At 64.6% G+C, this 19,801-nt stretch carries 17 protein-coding genes and 1 tRNA gene; 7 read left to right on the top strand and 11 right to left on the bottom strand.

All coding sequences use genetic code 11. The annotated features are described in order from the left end of the window. Window positions 1-49: 49 nt before the first annotated feature. Window positions 50-1,303 carry a sarcosine oxidase subunit beta family protein gene (locus ACFQ3C_RS01925; RefSeq protein ID WP_380788698.1) on the bottom strand — a complete coding sequence of 418 codons (1,254 nt, stop codon included), beginning with the start codon at window positions 1,301-1,303 and terminating at the stop codon, window positions 50-52. A gap of 187 nt (window positions 1,304-1,490) precedes the next feature. Next, window positions 1,491-2,876, bottom strand: a complete 1,386-nt coding sequence (locus ACFQ3C_RS01920) for a Glu/Leu/Phe/Val family dehydrogenase (protein WP_380789108.1) — start codon at window positions 2,874-2,876, stop codon at window positions 1,491-1,493. 482 nt (window positions 2,877-3,358) lie between these two features. Between ACFQ3C_RS01920 and ACFQ3C_RS01915 the strand changes: the two genes are divergently transcribed. The 3 genes from ACFQ3C_RS01915 to ACFQ3C_RS01905 are packed head-to-tail and all read left to right on the top strand — an operon-like array spanning window position 3,359 to window position 6,212. Further along, the gene (locus ACFQ3C_RS01915) at window positions 3,359-5,098 is read left to right on the top strand and encodes a TadE/TadG family type IV pilus assembly protein (protein WP_380788696.1); all 1,740 of its coding nucleotides are present in this window, start codon (window positions 3,359-3,361) and stop codon (window positions 5,096-5,098) included. Continuing rightward, on the top strand, window positions 5,095-5,661 hold the full coding sequence (locus tag ACFQ3C_RS01910; RefSeq protein WP_380788694.1) for a TadE/TadG family type IV pilus assembly protein: 567 nt from the start codon (window positions 5,095-5,097) through the stop codon (window positions 5,659-5,661). The genes ACFQ3C_RS01915 and ACFQ3C_RS01910 overlap by 4 nt, the downstream gene beginning before the upstream one ends. Further along, window positions 5,658-6,212, top strand: coding sequence for a TadE/TadG family type IV pilus assembly protein (locus ACFQ3C_RS01905; protein WP_380788692.1), 555 nt, complete (start codon window positions 5,658-5,660; stop codon window positions 6,210-6,212). The genes ACFQ3C_RS01910 and ACFQ3C_RS01905 overlap by 4 nt, the downstream gene beginning before the upstream one ends. 34 nt (window positions 6,213-6,246) lie before the next feature. On the opposite strand, the gene ACFQ3C_RS01900 is transcribed toward ACFQ3C_RS01905, so the two are convergent. Together ACFQ3C_RS01900 and ACFQ3C_RS01895 are read right to left on the bottom strand one after the other, a co-directional pair. Further along, a complete protein-coding gene (locus ACFQ3C_RS01900) occupies window positions 6,247-6,774 on the bottom strand; it encodes a hypothetical protein (RefSeq protein WP_380788690.1) in 528 nt (175 codons plus the stop codon). 97 nt (window positions 6,775-6,871) lie between these two features. Continuing rightward, the gene (locus ACFQ3C_RS01895) at window positions 6,872-7,459 is read right to left on the bottom strand and encodes a TetR/AcrR family transcriptional regulator (protein WP_380788688.1); all 588 of its coding nucleotides are present in this window, start codon (window positions 7,457-7,459) and stop codon (window positions 6,872-6,874) included. Window positions 7,460-7,605: 146 nt separating this feature from the next. Between ACFQ3C_RS01895 and ACFQ3C_RS01890 the strand changes: the two genes are divergently transcribed. The 4 genes from ACFQ3C_RS01890 (at window position 7,606) to ACFQ3C_RS01875 (ending at window position 11,468) form a co-directional block, all read left to right on the top strand. Then, window positions 7,606-7,983, top strand: a complete 378-nt coding sequence (locus ACFQ3C_RS01890) for a hypothetical protein (protein WP_380788686.1) — start codon at window positions 7,606-7,608, stop codon at window positions 7,981-7,983. A 133-nt stretch (window positions 7,984-8,116) separates the two neighbouring features. Next, a complete protein-coding gene (locus ACFQ3C_RS01885; protein ID WP_380788684.1) occupies window positions 8,117-9,403 on the top strand; it encodes a homoserine dehydrogenase in 1,287 nt (428 codons plus the stop codon). A gap of 100 nt (window positions 9,404-9,503) precedes the next feature. Further along, window positions 9,504-11,249 carry a single-stranded-DNA-specific exonuclease RecJ gene (gene recJ, locus ACFQ3C_RS01880; protein ID WP_380788682.1) on the top strand — a complete coding sequence of 582 codons (1,746 nt, stop codon included), beginning with the start codon at window positions 9,504-9,506 and terminating at the stop codon, window positions 11,247-11,249. A gap of 144 nt (window positions 11,250-11,393) precedes the next feature. Then, window positions 11,394-11,468, top strand: a tRNA-Glu gene (locus ACFQ3C_RS01875). 222 nt (window positions 11,469-11,690) lie between these two features. Here the strand turns inward: ACFQ3C_RS01875 and ACFQ3C_RS01870 are convergent. The 7 genes from ACFQ3C_RS01870 to ACFQ3C_RS01840 form a co-directional block, all read right to left on the bottom strand. Next, window positions 11,691-13,115, bottom strand: a complete 1,425-nt coding sequence (locus ACFQ3C_RS01870) for a gamma-aminobutyraldehyde dehydrogenase (RefSeq protein ID WP_380789107.1) — start codon at window positions 13,113-13,115, stop codon at window positions 11,691-11,693. 44 nt (window positions 13,116-13,159) lie between these two features. Then, window positions 13,160-13,969, bottom strand: coding sequence for an ABC transporter permease (locus tag ACFQ3C_RS01865; protein ID WP_380788680.1), 810 nt, complete (start codon window positions 13,967-13,969; stop codon window positions 13,160-13,162). Next, the gene (locus ACFQ3C_RS01860; protein WP_380788678.1) at window positions 13,959-14,933 is read right to left on the bottom strand and encodes an ABC transporter permease; all 975 of its coding nucleotides are present in this window, start codon (window positions 14,931-14,933) and stop codon (window positions 13,959-13,961) included. The genes ACFQ3C_RS01865 and ACFQ3C_RS01860 overlap by 11 nt, the downstream gene beginning before the upstream one ends. Then, entirely contained in the window at window positions 14,933-15,922 is a 990-nt protein-coding gene (locus tag ACFQ3C_RS01855) for an ABC transporter ATP-binding protein (RefSeq protein WP_380788676.1), read from the bottom strand. Before ACFQ3C_RS01855 ends, ACFQ3C_RS01860 begins: the two co-directional genes overlap by 1 nt. 76 nt (window positions 15,923-15,998) lie before the next feature. Next, window positions 15,999-17,156 carry an ABC transporter substrate-binding protein gene (locus ACFQ3C_RS01850; RefSeq protein ID WP_380788674.1) on the bottom strand — a complete coding sequence of 386 codons (1,158 nt, stop codon included), beginning with the start codon at window positions 17,154-17,156 and terminating at the stop codon, window positions 15,999-16,001. Between the two features lie 200 nt (window positions 17,157-17,356). Beyond that, the gene (locus ACFQ3C_RS01845; protein WP_380788672.1) at window positions 17,357-18,259 is read right to left on the bottom strand and encodes a LysR substrate-binding domain-containing protein; all 903 of its coding nucleotides are present in this window, start codon (window positions 18,257-18,259) and stop codon (window positions 17,357-17,359) included. 75 nt (window positions 18,260-18,334) lie between these two features. Beyond that, complete coding sequence (locus ACFQ3C_RS01840; protein WP_380788670.1) at window positions 18,335-19,765, bottom strand: DUF2793 domain-containing protein; 1,431 nt, start codon at window positions 19,763-19,765, stop codon at window positions 18,335-18,337. Window positions 19,766-19,801 lie beyond the last annotated feature (36 nt).

Raw genomic sequence — 19,801 nt, 5'->3', positions numbered from 1 at the left:
GTGTCGGCCGGCGCTGGCCTGGTGTTGCGGTTGAACTGCGTCATCCCGTTCAATGCAGGTTATGCTGCGATCCCGTGCCCTCTTCGTCCATCAGGCCGCGCCCGGTACGGAACCGGTCCAGCCGGTAACGCGCCGCAGGGGCATGGTGACGATCGGTGGCGATCAGATGCGCGAAGGAAAAGCCCGATCCCGGCACGGCCTTGAACCCGCCATAACACCAGCCGCAATCGATATAGAGGCCGTCGATATGGGTCTTGTCGATGATCGGGCTGCCATCGGGGGTCATGTCCATGATCCCGCCCCAGGAGCGCAGCACCTTGGACTTGCCGATCATCGGCATCAGGGTCATCCCCGCCTCCATCACATGTTCGGTCATCGGCAGGTTGCCGCGGCTGGCGTAGGAGGCGTAGAAATCCAGATCGCCCCCGAAGACCAGCCCCCCCTTGTCCGACTGGCTGATGTAGAAATGCCCCATGCCGAAGCTGATCACATGGTCGATCACCGGCTTGATGCCTTCGGTCACGAAGGCTTGCAACACATGGCTCTCGATGGGCAGGCGCATGCCTGCCATCGCGGCCACCTGCCCCGAGCGACCCGCGACGACGATGCCGACCTTGCCGGCGCGGATCGCGCCGCGCGTTGTCTGCACGCCCTTGACGACGCCATTCTCGATGTCGATGCCGGTCACTTCGCAGTTCTGGATCAGATCCACGCCGCGCTGATCGGCGCCGCGCGCATAGCCCCAGGCCACCGCATCGTGGCGCGCGGTGCCGCCGCGCGGATGCAGCAGCCCGCCGTAGATCGGAAAGCGGGTATTGTCGAAATCCAGATAGGGCAGATGCTTGCGGACACCTTCGCGGTCCAGCAGGATCGCATCGTCGCCCTGGTTGATCATCGCATTGCCGCGCCGGGCGAAAGCGTCGCGCTGCCCGTCCGAGTGGAACAGGTTGATCAGCCCGCGCTGCGAATGCATGACGTTGTAGTTCAGATCGTTTTCCAGGTTTTCCCACAGCTTCAGGGAATGGGAATAGAATTCCGAATTGCCCGGCAGGAAATAGTTGGCCCGCACGATGGTGGTGTTGCGCCCCACGTTGCCGCCGCCGATATAGCCCTTTTCCAGCACCGCGATATTGGTCAGCCCATGTTCGCGCGCCAGGTAATAAGCGGTGGACAGGCCATGCCCGCCGCCGCCGATAATGATGATGTCATAGGCGGGTTTCGGGGCGGGGTCCCGCCAGTGCGGGGTCCAGCCCTTGTTGCCGGTCAGCCCCTCTTTCAGCACCCGAAGTCCTGAAAAACGCATCATCCTGTCCCTTCCCTTTCCGGTCAGTCAACCGGTTCGGGGCCGAGTCTTCAACAGCGGATGCGAAATTCCTTGCCCGTTCGCGACACGGATCGTCGCATCCCGTCGCTGCGACAAAGATGGCCGGCCGCAGCGCCCGGCCTGCACACCCGTTGCAAGGGTGCCTGCCGGACGCGGGCGATCCGCCTCAGATCCCCTTGGCGCGGTAGCTGGCCGCGACCTTGCCGATCGACACGATATAGGCGGCGGTCCGCAGATCCTTGACCTCCGGGCGGGCATGCCAGACCTCGCGCATCGACTGGTAGGCGATCCGCATCGTGTCATCCAGACCCGAGCGCACCAGCTCCAGCTCGTCCGAGCCGCGCAGGTACTTTTCCTTGAATTCGGGCCTGAGCGCCCAGGCATCCCCCAGGTAGCGATCCAGCCGCTCCAGCTCGTCGATCAGCAACCTTGTCCGCGCCTCCTCGGCGCGGCGCTGCATCCGGCCGAAACGGATATGGCTGAGGTTCTTGACCCATTCGAAATAGGACACGGTGACACCGCCCGCATTGGCATACATGTCCGGGATGATCACGGTGCCCTTGTCGCGCAGGATGTCATCTGCCGCCGCGGTGATCGGACCGTTCGCCGCCTCGATGATCAAGGGCGCCTTGACCCGCGCGGCATTGGTGCGGTTGATCACGCCCTCAAGCGCCGCGGGGATCAGGATGTCGCAGGCCTGTTCCAGCACCAGCGCGCCGTTCTCGACATATTCGGCGCCGGGAAAACCGCTGACGCCGCCGTGCTTGGCGATCCAGTCGCGCACCGCATCGACATCCAGCCCGCGCGGATCGACCAAGGCACCGTCGCGTTCGATGATGCCGGTGATCAGGCACCCGTCCTCGTCGCGCAGGAAACTGGCCGCGTGATAGCCCACGTTGCCCAGCCCCTGCACGATGACCCGCTTGCCGTCCAGCGATCCCGCCAGACCTGCGGCGGCCATATCTTCGGGGTGGCGGAAGAATTCGCGCAGCGCATATTGCACGCCCCGACCCGTCGCCTCGACCCGGCCGGCAATGCCGCCCGCGTTCAGGGGCTTGCCCGTGACGCAGGCGCGGGCGTTGATGTCGGTCGTGTTCATCCGCGCATATTGATCGGCGATCCAGGCCATCTCACGCTCGCCCGTGCCCATGTCGGGCGCGGGCACGTTCTGGGCCGGGTCGATCAGGTCGCGCTTGATCAGCTCATAGGCGAAGCGGCGGGTGATCAGTTCCAGCTCGTGTTCGTCATACTGGCGCGGGTCGATCCTGAGCCCGCCCTTCGAGCCGCCGAACGGCGCCTCAACAAGGGCGCATTTGTAGGTCATCAGCGCCGCCAGCGCCTCGACCTCGTCCTGGTTCACGCCCATGGCGTAGCGGATGCCGCCCTTGACCGGCTCCATATGTTCGGAATGGACCGAGCGATAGCCGGTAAATGTCTGGATCTGGCCGCGCAGGCGCACACCGAAACGCACCGTATAGGTCGAGTTGCAGACGCGGATCTTTTCCTCCAGCCCCGGCGGCAGGTCCATCAGCGCCACGGCACGGTTGAACATCAGATCCACGCTTTCGCGAAAACTTGTTTCCCTGACTTCGGCCAACTTCCATCCTCCCTGATGTGGGGACCGACGCTGGCACCCAAGACCCTACATTGCGCCGACGACCATGATGGAATCGTTAACAGAGGCCCATCGTGATTGCACCCTTTTCCAGAGGGTAAGGGGATCAAGCCGTGTCGGCCAGGCGGCAATGCGGGGCAGCCGGACCGGGCGCGGACAGTTTTGCAAAGCGTCAGGAAAAAGGCCCGCGCGGCAGGGCAAAGCACAAGGCGTTAACGCACGCGACGCCTTTGTTTCGCCCATGCGGACAATCCTGCGATATTCGGGTTAATGATCACCAAACCACTGTAATAATTAACAAAATTTTTTCAACAAGCCCCAAATCAGCCATATTCGCCGCGCAGATATGATGCTGTTCGAATCTGTCCGGATGTTCGCAATCCTGTCCCGACGGGTCGTTAAAAAGTTTCGAGGTTTACATGGTAACGAGTGCAAACACGGCTGACGGCACAGGTGACATCGTCAAGGACGGTGGCACGGCTGCGTCCTGCCAGCTTGACGCGACAAACCGGCGTGTCTGTCTTGCATTGTTCCGGCGTGACGAGGACGGGGCGCTGGTGATCTTTGCAGCCTTCATGCTGATGATGATCCTGCTTGTCGGCTCGCTTGGCGTCGATCTGATGCGTTTCGAGATGGAGCGCGCGAAACTGCAAAGCACGCTGGACCGGGCCGTTCTTGCGGCAGCGGACATCGATCAGACCCTGAAGCCAGAGGATGTGGTCAACGAATACTTTACCAAGTCCGGGCTTGGCGGGACGGTGACGGGCGTCAAAGTCAGCGAAGGTCTTGGCTATCGCTCGGTCAGCGCCACCGCGCAGAAGTCGGTCAAAACGGTGCTGATCCACATGCTGGGCATCGACACCTTGACCACGCCGGCCGCAGGGGCTGCGGAAGAACGCGTGGATTCGGTCGAGATTTCGCTGGTGCTGGACGTGTCCGGTTCGATGGCGACCAACAACCGGATCACGAACCTGCGGTCCGCCGGACATGACTTCATCGATGCGGTCTTTGCCAATGCGGCGCAGAACAAGGTCTCGCTCTCGATCGTGCCCTACAACGGCCAGGTCAATGTCGGACCCGACCTGATCGACAAGTACAACATCACCGATCGGCACAGCGATACGTTCTGCGTGGACCTGCCCGCCTCGGTCTATACCTCGGCGGCGTTGTCGCGCAGCTTGCCGATGCCGCAGCATGTCTTTGCGGATACCTACAACAGCTCGAACACCAGTTCCAGCTACAACACGAGCAACATGAGCCCCTCGTCCTCGAACCGCTGGTGTGATGCCAACCCGGTGAACCGGATCCGCGTGCACAGCAACAACATCACCCAGCTGAAGGGCCATATCACCAGCCTGCAACCTGTCGGCGCGACCTCGATCGACGCGGGCATGCGGTGGGGCAGCGCCCTGCTGGACCCCAGCGCGCGGAGCGTGGTTTCGGATCTGGTGACCGAAAAAGTGGTGATCACCCCCTTCGCGGGCCGGCCGCTGGATTACAACGATGCAGAGGTTCTGAAAGTGATTGTGCTGATGACCGATGGTGAACATTGGCCGAACGAATACGTCAACGACGGCTTCCGTTCTGGTCCCTCGACCATCTACCGCAACACGGCCGACAATCGCTATTCGATCTTCCATGCGGGTGTGAACGGCGCCAACAAGTTCTGGATCCCCCATAACAGCAGCTGGAGCCAGGTCCCATGGGGCGGGTCGGTGACGCAAGTCTGCACAGGATCCTGGTGGAACAGAACCTGCACCCAGAACCTCAGCAATGGCAGTGCCATCCTTCTTGACTGGCAGACCGTCTGGAAAGAGCTGCGTGTGCAATGGGTCGCAAACCAACTGTATCGTCGGGCCCTGGGCGGCGACCTCAACACTTGGGTCGACATGCTGCGTACCCGCGAAGGAACGGTGATGAACCCTGGTCCGCACGAGGTGACGACCATGAACAACCGCCTGCTTTACCTGTGCACAAAGATGAAAGAGAAAGGTGTCGTGATCTATACGGTGGCCTTCGAGGCGCCCTCGATGGGTCAGTCGTTGCTGCGCGACTGCGCAAGCTCGCCCAACCATGCCTTTGACGTGGACGGCCTGGAGATCGCCAGCGCCTTTTCCTCGATCGCCACCTCGATCCGCAAACTGAGACTGACACAATGACCCGCATTCTGCCCCGCACCACCGGGTTCGGTCGCCTGACAGGTGGCCTGCGGCAACTTGCGCGCCGCGAGGATGGCAACGCCACGATTGAATTCGTCATCCTGTTCCCGATCTTCATCACGATCCTGGTATCCTCGGTCGAGATCGGTTTGATCACGATGCGCCACACCTTGCTGGACCGTGCCGTTGATCTGACCGTGCGTGAAATCCGCCTGGGAACGGGCACCGCCCCGCAATATGACCAGATCCGCGACACGATCTGTGATCGCGCCGGCGCTATCCAGGATTGCAAGGACAACGTGAAGATCGAAATGATCCGCATGGACCTGCGGAACTGGACCCCACCGCCCGCCGATTATGATTGCGTCAACCATGCCGAAGAGGTGCAGCCGGTCCGTACCTTCACCAACGGCATGCAGAACGAGATGATGCTGTTGCGGATCTGCGCCATGTTCAAGCCCGTCTTCCCGCTGTCCGGTCTTGGGCGGGACCTGAAGAACAAAAGCGACTCCGGCTATACCGCCATGATCTCGTCCACCGCCTTCGTGCAGGAACCGCTATGAGACTTCCACGCATTCTCCGCCTGAAAATCGCGCGCCTTGCGCGTGACGACGAAGGGTCGCTGACCATCGAGGCGGTGATCATGTTCCCGCTTCTGTTCTGGGCCATGCTGTCGATGCTGGTCTTTTTCGACGGCTACCGGCAGAGCGGGTTGAACGTGAAGGCGGCCTTCACCATCGGCGACATGATCTCGCGCGAAGTCGCTCCGATCACGCCCGCCTATCTGGATGGGGCGGCCAATCTGTTCAACGAATTGTCACGCTCTTCGACACCGCCCAGGATGCGGGTAACGGTCGTCTATTACAACGCGCCCCAAAAGCGGTTCTACCGCGACTGGTCACAGCAGCGCGGTGGCGTGCCGGTTCTGACCAATGCCGATATCCTGCAGATGCAGAACCGGCTTCCCGTTGTGCCCCATAACGAGCGCCTGATCCTGGTCGAGACCTGGTCGGATTATCTGCCGCCCTTCGATGTCGGGCTGGATCAGCAGGATCTGTACAATTTCGTCTTCACCCGGCCGCGTTTCGCCCCGCAGGTGAAATTCCAGAGCTGAGACGCCGCCGCACCGTTCGTTCAACAGGCAGCGTTCAGGGCTGGCTGTCGGCGCCTTCGGTCAGGATAGCCTGCATCACGTCGGCCATGTATTTGGCCTGCACCGCAGGGGCGACACCGCCGACACCGATGCGCCGGCCCACCCGCCACCACAGACCCGGATTCCATTGCAGCGGCTGCGGGGCATGGGTGATTATGACGAACCCGTTTGACGGCTTGAAGGCAAAGACCCCCCGGTTGACCGTCGCGATCTGGTCCATGCGGACCAGAACCGCACCGCCCTTTTCGCGCAGGGCCTCGCGCGTCAGTTCCAGCACCGTCACCTCGGCGCGGCGCATCCGTTCGGCCAGAACCAGCACGCCACAGCCGACCCCGAGCATGATCAGTTGCCAGCCCAGCGCCTGCGGCGGTTGCGCCAGCGCGATATAGACCAGCACCCCGCCCAGCAGGACCAGCACCGTGATGGCCATGACGCGCCTTGCACCCGTGGCCGAAACTGTCGCCAAAACCTCTTGCTGCATCTGATCCCCGTTCCTGTCTGTCACCGCCCGGTCAGGCGCCATGCCGCACCGATCCTGGGCGCGTAACTAGCCCGCTTGCCCCCGCGACGCGAGAGGGTTTCGTCACGATCAGGCCACGCATCGCCAGAATGGTGGCCGCTCAGGCGCTGACCGCCTTGCGCACCATGTCCCAATAGATGGTTTCGACCTGCGCGACGCTCAGGCGGCCGCCGGCGCGGTACCAGGTCGTCACCCCCGTCAGCATGGCGATCACCGCAAGGGTCGTAATCTTGGTATCGGCCACCGCGAAGAGGCCGGCCTGCACGCCTTCGCGCAGAATCCCTTCAAGCTCGTCCTCATAGGCGCGCCGCAGCCCCTCGATCGTGGCGAAATTCCCGGCCGTCAGGTTACGCAGCTCCATGTAGGACACAAAGACGGCATCGGGCCGTTCCAGGTGAAAGCGGATGTGAAACCGGGTGAAGTCTTCCAGCCGCGCCATCGGATCGCGCGGTGTTGCCGCATTGGCACGCGCCGCCAGCAGCTCGTCCATATGCCCGCGCATCAGGTCGAACAGCAGGCTTTGCTTGTCCGGGGTGTAGTTGTAAAGCGCCCCCGCCTGCACGCCCACCTCGGCCGCGATCTGGCGCATCGACACGGCCGCATAGCCATGGCGCGCGAACAGCTGCAACGCTGCCTGCGCGACCCTGGGGCCGGTAATGTCCGAATGCGATCCTGCCGTACGTGCCATGTCCTTTCTCTTATCTGAACATCCGTTCATATCAAAGCGGCATTCACCGCGCAGCAGGCCGTCAGACCGCACCCGGCCCATCCTGCATGCTTGCAACGCAGCCACACCTGATGCATGACGGGGCCATCATCGAAAGCGCGCCCCCAATGTCCGCATCCGCCCACCAGCACCATTCGCGCCGCACCCCTGTCTGGCGGGTCTGCCTGCTGCTTGGCGCGGGCCTTGCGGTCCTGGGCGCATGCACGGATTTTCCGCAGCTTGACGCACGCCTGACCGCCGCGGATGCCAGCCTTGAATTTCCGGTGCTGAAACCCGCCGAAGAGGTGCTGCAGACGGCTGCGAACAACGCCATCCAGCCCGACACGCCCGCCGCCCTGCAAGACCGCCTGGATGCGCTGAACAGCCGTGCCGCAGCCCTGCGGGACGAGGGCCTTGATCCGGACACGCGCACAAGGCTTGAAACCGGGCTCGCGGCGGCAACGACGCCCGACACAGCGGCAGACACACCCAAGGTCCAGCCCTGAGCGTGACCATCGGGCGGCAACCGGCGCGACAGAGCGGCGCAAAAGCCGCCGCACGACGTTGCAAGGATGATCCGAACCCGATACATCGCGGCTGATCACGGATTTTATCGCATAGCGTTTCACGGAGGCACCGATGACCCACCCCCTGCGCCTTGGCATTGCCGGATTGGGCACTGTCGGCATCGGTGTCGTCAAGATCGTCAAACAGCAGGCAGCCCTTCTGGCCGCCCGCACCGGGCGCGAGATCACGATCTCGGCCATATCGGCACGCACCCGCGACAAGGATCGCGGCGTGTCCCTGTCGCGCTTCGCCTGGGAAGATGATCCCGTCGCACTGGCAACCCGTGATGACGTGGATGTCTTCGTCGAACTGATGGGCGGCTCGGACGGGCCCGCCAAGGCCGCGACCGAGGCCGCGATTGCCGCCGGCAAGGACGTGGTCACCGCCAACAAGGCGATGCTGGCCCTGCATGGCCAGGCCCTGGCAGAAGCCGCCGAAGCCGCGGGGCGCGTGATCCGGTACGAGGCCGCGGTTGCCGGGGGCATCCCCGTGATCAAGGCGCTGACCGAAGGGCTGGCCGCGAATCGCATCACCCGCGTCATGGGTGTGATGAACGGCACCTGCAATTACATCCTGACCCGGATGGAAGCGACCGGACAGGGCTACAACACCCTGTTCGAAGAGGCGCACAAGCTTGGCTATCTCGAAGCCGACCCGAACCTGGATGTGGGCGGGATCGACGCGGGCCACAAGCTGGCGCTGCTGTCCTCGATCGCTTTTGGCACGCGGGTGGATTTCGACGGGATCGAACTGGAAGGCATCCAGCGCGTCAGCCTGGACGATATCCGCCATGCCGCCGACATGGGTTACAAGATCAAGCTGCTGGGCGTGGCGCAGATGACCGGCCGGGGGCTGGAACAGCGCATGTCGCCCTGCCTGGTGCCCGCAGGCAGCCCCCTGGGCCAATTGGATGGCGGCACCAACATGGTGGTGATCGAAGGCGATGCGGTCGGCCAGATCGTGATGCGCGGACCGGGCGCGGGCGAAGGTCCGACAGCCAGCGCGGTGATGGCCGATGTCTGCGACATCGCGCGCGGCTTCCGCCTGCCGGTCTTTGGTCAGCCTGCCAGCACGCTGACCGCAGCACAGCGCGCCCAGTCGGTCCTGCCCGCGCCCTATTATCTGCGGATGATCCTGCGCGACAAACCCGGCGCCCTGGCCAAGGTGGCCGCGATCCTGGGCAATGCGGGCGTGTCGATCCACCGGATGCGCCAGTATGACCATGTCGACGACAAGGCCCCGGTGCTGATCGTGACGCACAAGACTACCCGTGCGGCCCTGGACGAGGCGTTGACCGCGATCTCGGCGACCGATGTGGTGACGGATGCGCCCGTGGCCCTCAGGATCGAGACGGTGTGAGCCATGACACCCCCATAAAGGGGGGCTATCCGCCCCCCGGTGCGCCTCTGGCGCCCTCCCCCCGAGGATATTTCGGGCAAGAAGATAAGGGCGCCCGCACATGAGCTTTCTGGGCGTGGAGATGTCTCTGGGCGGGCGGCGCTGGGTGGGACCCGGCACCGAGATCACCCGCCAGGCCGAAGCCATCGTGCAGGCCACCGGCCTGCCGGATGCGCTGGCGCTGGTGCTGGCCCGGCGCGGCGTGGATGCCCCCGAGGCAGCGGCGTTTCTGGAACCGCAATTGCGCGACCTGCTGCCCGATCCGCGTTCCCTGCGCGACATGGAAAAGGCGGCCGCGCGCTTTGTCGCCGCCGTCGGTAAACGCGAACGGATCGCGGTCTTTGCCGATTACGACGTGGACGGGGGCAGTTCGGCGGCGCTTCTGGTGCTGTGGCTGCGCCAGATGGGCCTTGCGGCCACGCTCTATGTGCCTGACCGCATCGACGAGGGCTATGGCCCCAATGAGCCCGCGATGGCGGCACTGGCGCGCGATCACGACCTGATCCTTTGCGTCGATTGCGGCACGCTGTCCCATGGGCCGATCGCGGCGGCCAGGGGTGCCGATGTGGTGGTGCTGGATCACCATCTGGGCGCTGAAACCCTGCCGCCCGCGCTTGCCGTGGTGAACCCGAACCGGCAGGATGAAAGCGGCGATCTGGCCCATCTCTGCGCCGCAGCCGTCGTCTTTCTGATGCTGGTCGAGGCGAACCGGCAACTGCGCGACAGCGGGCGCGAAGGCCCTGACCTGATCGGCTTGCTGGATCTGGTGGCACTGGCGACGGTGGCCGATGTGGCGCCGCTGGTGGGCGTGAACCGCGCGCTGGTCCGGCAAGGGCTGCGCGTGATGGCGCGCCGCGAGCGGCCCGGCCTTGTGGCACTGGCGGATGTGGCGCGGATGGATGGCCCGCCTTCGACCTATCACCTTGGTTTTCTGCTGGGGCCGCGGGTCAACGCCGGGGGCCGGATCGGCCAGGCGGATCTTGGCGCGCGTCTGCTGGCCTGTGACAATCCTGTCGAGGCCAAGGCGATGGCGGCGCGGCTGGACAGCCTCAACACCGAGCGTCGCGACATCGAGGCGGCCGTCCGCGCCGAGGCCATGGCCCAGGCCGAGGCCCGTGGCCTTGATGCGCCCCTGGTCTGGGCCGCTGGCGAAGGCTGGCATCCGGGCGTGGTCGGCATTGTCGCCGCGCGCCTGAAGGAAGCAACAGGCCGGCCCGCCGTGGTGATCGGGCTGGACGGGAACGAGGGCAAGGGGTCGGGGCGTTCCGTTGCGGGCGTTGATCTTGGCGCGGCGATCCAGCGGATCGCGGCCGAGGGGCTGCTGATCAAGGGCGGCGGGCACAAGATGGCGGCCGGCCTGACCGTGGCGCGCGACCGGCTGGAACCCGCCATGACGCGTCTGGCCGAACTGCTGGCCAGGCAGGGTGCCGGCGCGGCGGGGCCAAGCGATCTGCGTCTGGACGGGCTTTTGATGCCCGGAGCGGCAACGGTCGAGTTGCTGGAGCAGATCGAGGCCGCGGGCCCCTTCGGCGCGGGCGCCCCTGCCCCCCGCTTTGCCTTTGCCGACATGGCGATCCATTTCGCCAAGCGGATCGGGGAAATCCACCTGAAACTGACCATCGGCGACGGTCTGGGCGCGCGGCTGGAGGCGATCATGTTCGGCGCCTTCGACGGCCCGCTGGGCCCCGCGCTGGAAGGCCATGGCGGCGCGCGGTTTCATCTTGCGGGGCGGCTGGAGATCAATCGCTGGGGTGGGCGGCAAAGCGTGCAATTGCGCCTTGAAGATGCGGCGGCAGCCAACCGCTGAGTGGTCGATTGGCCCTGTCTGCATGCGGCAAGGCAGGCCAAGGAGCACGCCTGCCCAAGGATTGCAAAAAATCTGACAAGTGGCGGAAATTTCTGCTTGCACCCGCACGGCGCTTTGCCTAAACACCGCCTCACGCCAAGGCATGGCCCGTTCGTCTATCGGTTAGGACGTCAGGTTTTCAACCTGAAAAGAGGGGTTCGACTCCCCTACGGGCTGCCACTTTCCTCGATCACCATGAAAATACCGATGCACCCTGCCCATGGCGGCGCATGTCTGGTCGCATGATGCGGCCGCCTGTCGCGGACAGCGTGGCATGCGGGTGCAGGTGTCTTTGGTCACAGGCGCAAGGACCTGATCCCACGGCCAAGGCCAGGGATCAGGCGAGGGATCAGGCCCAGTGATCAGACCAGTGATCAAGCCCAGTGATCAGGCCCTGTGATTTCAGCCGTGCTTGACCATCACATGGCGCACGAAGGTGTAATCCTCCAGCGCGTAGGCGGACATGTCCTTGCCGTAGCCGGATTGCTTGATCCCGCCATGGGGCATCTCGTTGACCAGCATGAAATGCGTGTTGATCCAGGTGCAGCCATAGCGCAGCCGCGCCGCTGTCGCCATCGCGCGGCCCACGTCCCTGGTCCAGACCGAGGAGGCCAGCCCATAGTCGCTGTCATTGGCCCAGGTCACGGCCTCGTCCACATCCGAGAAGGGCGTGATCGAGACGACGGGGCCGAAGACCTCGCGCCTGACGATTTCATCGGCCTGGGTGGCACCTGCCACGACCGTGGGGCGGTAGTAGAAGCCCTGGTCCATCGCCTCGCCGCCCGTGGTGATCTGGATATGGTTCATCTCGCGCGCGCGGTTCACGAAGCTGGCCACGCGGTCGCGCTGGCGCAGGCTGATCAGGGGGCCGATCTCGTTCGTGGTGTCATCGGCATTGCCCAGCTGGATCGAGGCGACGGCATCGGTCAGGTCGGCCACCAGCCGGTCATAGACCTTGCGGCCCGCATAGATCCGGCAGGCGGCGGTGCAATCCTGCCCGGCATTGTAGAAGCCGAAGGCGCGCAGGCCTTCGACCACCTCGGCCACATCGGCGTCGTCGAAGACCACGACCGGCGCCTTGCCGCCCAGTTCCAGATGGGTGCGCTTGACGGTCTTTGCGGCGGCATCCAGCATCTTCTTGCCGGTCGCCACATCCCCCGTCAGGCTGATCATGTCCACCTGCGGATGGTTGATCAGGTAGTTGCCCACCGTGTGCCCGCGCCCCGGCAGGATGTTCACGACCCCTTCGGGCAGCTCCTCGGCCAGGATGCGCGCCATCTTGAGCGCGGTCAGCGGCGTCTGTTCGGAGGGTTTGAACACCACCGTGTTGCCGCCCCCGATAGCGGGGGCCAGTTTCCACGCCATCATCATCAGCGGGTAGTTCCAGGGCGCGATACTGGCCACGACCCCGATCGGATCGCGCCGGATCATGCTGGTATGGCCTTCCATGTATTCGCCCGCGATCGCGCCGGTCTGGCAGCGCACCGCGCCCGCAAAGAAGCGGTAGCAATCCACGATGGCGGGGATTTCATCGTTGCGCGCGGCATTGATCGGCTTGCCGCAGTTCAGCGCCTCGAGGGCGGCGAAACCTTCGGCCTCGGCCTCGACCCGGTCGGCGATGCGCAAGAGCACGGCCGAGCGTTCGGCGGGCGTGGTGCGCGACCAGGTCGCGAAGGCCCGGCGCGCGGCGGCCACGGCGCGATCCACCTGGGCGGTGCTGGCCTCGGGCACTTCAAGGATCAGCGCACCCGTGCGCGGATCGAGGATGGGTTCCGCCGCATCCTGTCCCGGCTCGAACCGGTCACCGATCAGCAGTTCGGTATCAATCTTGCCCATGTTGCAACCTCCCTTGGGTCATCTGCGTGTGCGTGTCATTTTCCGCCGCCGGCGGTCTCGGATCCGCCGCGCGTCAGGTAATAGGCGATGAGGATCGGCACGAAGGTGGTCACGAAAACCACGATCGCCACCACATTTGTCACCGGGCGCTGGCGCGGGCGCACCAGTTCGTTCAGCATCCAGATCGGCAGCGTGCTTTGCTGGCCCGCGGTGAAGGTGGTCACGATCACCTCGTCGAAGGACAGCGCGAAGGCCAGCATTCCGCCCGCCAGCAGGGCAGAGCCCAGGTTGGGCAGGATCACATGCCGAAAGGTCTGAAAGCCGTTCGCACCCAGATCCATCGATGCCTCGACGATGGAGCCGGACAAGCGCCGGAACCGCGCGACCGCGTTGTTGAACACGATCACGATGCAGAAGGTCGCGTGCCCCATCAGGATCGTCCAGGTCGAAAACGGGATATCCATGATCGAAAAGGCCGAACGCAGCGACATGCCGGTGATGATGCCGGGCAATGCGATGGGCAGGATGATCAGAAGGCTGATCTGGTCGCGCCCGAAAAACCGCGTCCGCGCCATGGCGGCGGCGCAGAGCGTGCCCAGGATCAGCGCCATCACGGTAGACAGGGCCGCCACCTTCAGCGACAGGTAAAGCGGCGGCCAGATATCGGCGCGGTTCCAGGCCACGGCGAACCATTGCGTGGTCAGGCCGGGGGGCGGGAACTGATAGGTGCGTTCATCCGTGGTGAAGGCATAGAGAAAGATCAGCAGGATCGGCAGGTGCAGGAACAAAAGCCCCGCGATGGCGCCGGCGGTCAGGATCAGGGGCGGGCGGCTATCAGAGCGCATCGAAAGCCCCCTTGCGCCGCGCGATCGTCAGGTAGATCAGCATGATCACGATAGGCACCACGGCAAAGGCGGCGGCCAGCGGGATATTCCCGGCCGTGCCCTGCAACTGATAGACCGCCTGCCCGATGAAGCGCCGCGACGATCCCACGATCTGCGGGATGATGTAATCGCCCATCGTCAGAGAGAAGGTAAAGATCGACCCCGCGATGATCCCCGGCAGCGCCAGCGGAAAGATCACCGTCCGCATCGTCTGCCAGCGGCTGGCCCCCAGATCGGCCGAGGCTTCCAGCATGGATTGCGGCACCCGTTCCAGCGCGGCCTGCATCGGCAGGATCATGTAGGGCAGCCAGACGTAAAGAAACACAAGCCATGTCCCGATATAGCTGGTGGACAGCGATGTGCCCCCGATCACCGGCAAGGACAGGATGCCGTTCAGCACCGCCGAGGCCCCTATCCCGTCCGTGGCCCAGGTGATGATCCCCTCGCGCGCCAAGATCAGTTTCCAGGCATAGACCTTGACCAGGTAGGATGACCACAGCGGCAGCATCACGCCAAGATAGAACAACGCCTTCCAATGGCCCTTTGCATAGCGGGCCGCGAAATAGGCGATGGGAAAGGCGATGACCACCGCCCCCAGCGTGACGGCGGCGGACATGACGACCGTGCGGATGATGATGTCCATGTTGGACGGGCGGAACAGTTCGGCATAGGTCGACAGCGTGAATTCCCGCCGGATCTGGCCCGAGAATTCGTCGATCGAATAGAAGCTTTGCAGCAGCAGGGCCGATAGCGAGCCCAGATAGACAACCACCAGCCACAACAGCGGCAGCGCAAGCAGCGCGGCCAGCAGCACATTCGGATGCCGCCAGAACACCGCCGACACCTGATCGCCCAGTCCCCGGACGGGCAGGATCGCCCCCTTGGGGTCGGGCGGCGTGCGGGATGGATCGGCCGCCAGCGTCATCAGCCCTGCTCCATCACATGCATTGCCTGCGGGTCCCAGTTCAGCCCCACATCGCTGCCTTGTTGCGGCACGGGGCTGCCCTTGTTCACAAAGACCGACAGCTCGCCCCCCGGCACGGCGACAACGACGCGCGTGCCCGCCCCCAGATAGCGCAGCGCCAGGACGCGACCGCGCACTCTTGCCCCTTCGTCCACGATGCCGATCGACTCGGGCCTCAGGCTGGCAGGGCGCGCGGGCGCGCCAAAGCTGGCCGCCATCTCGGCGCTCAGCACATTCGACGACCCGACAAAATCGGCCACGAACCGCGTGCGGGGCTTTTCATAGATCTCGGACGGGGTGCCGATCTGGGCAATCCTGCCGTCCGAAAAGACCGCGACCTGATCGGCCATCGACAGCGCCTCGCCCTGGTCATGGGTGACGAAGACAAAGGTGATGCCCAGCCGCTGTTGCAGGGCTTTCAGCTCGTCCTGCATCGCCTCGCGCAGCTTGAGGTCCAGCGCGCCCAGCGGCTCGTCCAGCAGCAGCACGCGCGGCTCGTTGATCAGCGCACGCGCCAGCGCCACGCGCTGCCGCTGCCCGCCCGACAATTCGCCCGGCTTGCGGCCGCCGTAGCCATCCAGCTTGACCAGCGCCAGCAATTCCTCGGCCCGGTCATGCCGGGTACGCTTGTCCACGCCCTTGACCATCAGACCGTAGGCCACGTTGTCGCGCACGTTCATATGCGGAAACAGCGCGTAATCCTGGAACACGGTGTTCACGTTGCGCCGATTGGGTGGCACATCGCTGCAATCCTGCCCGAAGATGCGGATCATGCCGCCTGTGGGCTGCTCGAAACCAGAAATCAGCCGCAGGCAGGTGGTCTTGCCCGACCCCGACGGCCCCAGCATCGCAAAGAACGTGCCTTCCGCGATGCTCAGGTCCACGCCATCGACCGCCCGGACCGATCCGAAATGGCGCGACACGTTCAGGAATTCGACAGCTGCGGGCATGGGATCTTCCGGGTCAGACAGGGGCGCCCCCCGCTTGCGCGGGGGTGCCGTTTCGTGAGTGGTGGAAAGGGCTGTGTCAGCGGCCGCCGATCACGCCGATATAGTCGGACACCCAGCGATAATAGGGCACGCATTCGCCCTGACTTTCGCATTTGGTGACCGGGGTGGTCCAGAAACGGATCCGTTCGAAATCGTCGAAACCGTTCTTGGTGCAACCCTCGGCGGTCTGCATCCCGCGCCCGTCGGTACAGGCCGCCGGCACCACGGGGTTGGCCCCGAACCACACCGACAGGTCGGCCTGCAGATTCGACGACAGCGTATGTTCGATCCACAGATAGGCGCAGGTCGTGTTCTCGGCGTTCACATGCAGCATCGATGTATCGGCCCAGCCGGTCGCCCCTTCCTGCGGGATCACGCTGGCCACCGGCACGCCATCGGCCTGCAACAGGTTGACCTGGAACGGCCATGTGCCCGAAGCCGCCATGCCTTCGTTGCGGAAGTCGTCCATCTGGATGAAGGCGTCATGCCAGTAGCGCGCGGTCAGCGTGCGCTGCACACGCAGCACGTCCAGCGCCGCATCATACTGTTCCTGGTTCAGCTCATAGGGCGAGGTGATACCCAGCTCGGGCTTGTGGAACATCAGATATTGCGCCGCATCCGCAATATGGATCGGCCCGTCATAGGCCTGTACGCGGCCCTTGTTGGTCTTGCCATCGGGCAGGTCCATTTCCTCGAACACCACGTTCCAGGACGTGGGCGGGCTGTCACCGAACACTTCGGTATTGTACATCAGCACGTTCGGACCCCACTGGTAGGGCACGCCGTAATGCACGCCGTCCACCACGTACCAGGGTGCTTCCTTCAGCCGGTCATCCACCGTTCCCCAGGACGGGATCAGCGACAGATTCACCGGTTGCACACGTCCACCGGCCACCAGCCGCAGCGACGCATCGCCCGAAGCGGTGACAAGGTCGAACCCGCCCTCGTTCATCAGGGCCACCATCTCATCCGAGGTATTGGCGGTCTTGACCTGCACCATGCAGCCCGTCGCCTCTTCGAACTTGGTCACCCAGTCGAATTCGGCCATCGTCTCGCCGCGCTCGATATAGCCGGGCCAGGCGACGATATTCAGCTTGCCCTCGGGCGTGCCCAATGCGGCGATCTGCGCCACGGCCGGCATCACGCCCAGCATGGCCGCCAGTGCCGTGGTTCCCATCAGTCTGAGATGTTTCATTCCAGTGCTCTCCATGTCGGTGCTTCACATTGCGCCGCCCCTTGCGCGGGCCGGTCCTTCATTGCAATCAGCGTATGGAGAGGGGGTTGCTTCGCAATATCAAAATGCAGAAGCAATCCATCGGTTTTTCCGATACCTCGCGCCAATTCTGCCGGGCATGAGGTTTTTCAGGCAAATTCAAACGATAGCCAGGCGGCGGCCTAGCGGCCCGGCAGGGTGGACTGCGCCACCCTGATGAAATTTCGGGCCTGCGGGCTGAGCGGCGCACCGCGCCGCCAGGCCAGCCCGACCTGGACGGTGGGCAGATCGCCCGACACGTCCCGGATCTCGATTCGGTCGCCTTCCAGCGACCAGGGCCGATAGACCAGACCCGGCAGGATCGCGAGGCCCGCGCCCGTGGCGACAAGGCTGCGGACCGCCTCGACCGACCGCGTCCGAAAGGCGATCGTCGGCTTGACCGCCAGCGCCGCCATCAATTGCCGCATGCTTTCCTCGATCTCGTCGACCATCAGCTGGATCAGCGGCACCTCGGTCAGCTGCTCCAGCGAAATTGCATCCGCCTGCCCCAGCGGATGGCCCAGCGGCAGCCACAACCGGTAGGGCGACACCAGAAGCGTCTCGACATTCAGCGCCATGCGGTCATGCACCGAGGATGTCAGAAGGACAGCGACATCCAGCTCTCCGCCGATCAGCAGATGTTGCAGGTATTCGCCGCTGTCCTCGATCACGTTAAGTTCGACCTTCGGATGCGCGCGACGAAAGCGCGACAGGATATCGGACAGCACGTACCCTGCCACCAGCGAGGTGACGCCCAGTGCCAGACGCCCGCCTTCCTGGTCGGCCTGGCCCCGGAACGCCTGCCGCGCATTCGACACATCCGCCAGGATCTGCTGGGCATGGCGCAGGAACTGGCTGCCCAGATGGGTGATCTCAAGCCCGCGCGCCTGCCGCTCGAACAGGGTCACGCCCAGATCATCCTCCAGCGCGCGGAGCGCTTCGGTCACCGAGGATTGCGAGATCGACAACACCCGCGCCGCCCCCGTCACCGACCCCTGTTCGGCAGCGGCGATGAAGAATTGCAGCTGTCGCAAGGTGAATGCCATGTCATGCGTCCTGCCATTTTACCACGCCCTCAGCATCGGGGCGCGGACCGGGCAAGGTCAAGCGGAAGCTGGCCGCTACAGATAGCGCCCCCCTTCGGACAGAACCCCGGCCGTCGTACCCGGAATGAAGGACGGCCCCGCCCCCGCGGTGTTGATCACACCATTCCCGGTCGCGGTGTAGCGCCCACCCTGGATCGCACCCGCGCTTTGGTTCCAGGTGACCTGGCCGCCCACAACCTGTGCGATCCCGTTCAGCCCGGCATAGACCGTGGAGAGGAATGTCACAGGCGACGCGGTCATGATGCTGACACCGCTGCCAAGGTAGATATGCCCGCCTGCCGTCGCGAACAGGAAATACGCGCTGCTGGTCACGGCAATCCGCAGGACGCAGGACAGACCCTCGATATAGGCGGCATTGTCGGCCCCGATCAGACGGGCGGTGCCAGTGCCCAGCTCGATCGTGCCGCGCAGGTTCACCCGCGCGCCATAGCGCGCCCAAAGCGTCACGCTGGCCCCGGCGATCCGCAGATCGCGCAGCGACAGATCGCAAGGCCCGGACACCTGCACGCCGTAGACTGTCCCGGAAATCGTGGTCACACCCGCCCCCGCCCCTTCCAGCGACAGCCGCAGGTTGCCATTGCCCGGCACAAACAGCCGCGCAGCTTCCGCGAAATTGCCCGCGCCGATCCGCACCGTCACCGTGAACGGCCCGCAATAAAGGCCTGCGGCCAGATCGACCGCCCGCTGCACCGTGCGAAAGGCCCCCGCGGCTGTATCGGCAGACCCGTCATTGGCGTCGTTGCCGTCCAGGCGCACGAAATAGGTCCGGTTTGCCGTCAACCGCTCGGGCGCGCCCTCGATCCCGGCGGGAAACGCGGCCCGCCCCGTGGCCGCGTCGATCACCATCGCCTCGGTCCAGGTCGCGCCGTCGGCACTGACCTTGAGATGCAGATCGTCATCACCGGCCAGGCCCATTTCCGCCCGGCCAGACCATCCGTCCTGCCACAGGATCGTGGCGGTATCCCCGCTTGCTGCCTTGTTGATCACCAGCCGATGGTCGTCTCCTTCGTGGCTGAACAGCGTGGCCGGGGCAGATACCGCCAGCCGGTTGGTCGCATCGGCCGTGGTATTGATCCCGATCCCGGTCAGGTTGTCCAATCCCGCAAGGCCGGGCACGACCCATGCGGCGCCATCCCAGACGCGCAGCTCTGCCGATCCGGCAAGCGTGGCGATCCAGCCGGGACGCGGGCTGCGGAACATCCAGCCATTGCCCGCATAGACCGCAAGCGCGCCCTCCTGACCGGACCAGGCGCCGCCTGCCCCGGCGCCGATGGCCCAGACCTCGCCCTGGGCGGGCTGCGCCGGTGGCACCGTCGCGCCGAAACCTTCGACCGCAAGCTTCACAAGCGCATCCAGCACCCGCAGGGCCTCGTTATGGGTGACATGCTTCTGCGCCTGCGATGGCAGGATGAACGGCAGATCGAGCCGGGGTGAATTATCCGACATGGGGCCTCCTCGATATTGGCTGCGGGGACCGATGGA

It is taken from the genome of Seohaeicola saemankumensis (assembly GCF_042678485.1).
GTDB classification, from domain to species: domain Bacteria; phylum Pseudomonadota; class Alphaproteobacteria; order Rhodobacterales; family Rhodobacteraceae; genus Seohaeicola; species Seohaeicola saemankumensis.
This window is presented reverse-complemented; position numbering and strand designations above follow the sequence as displayed.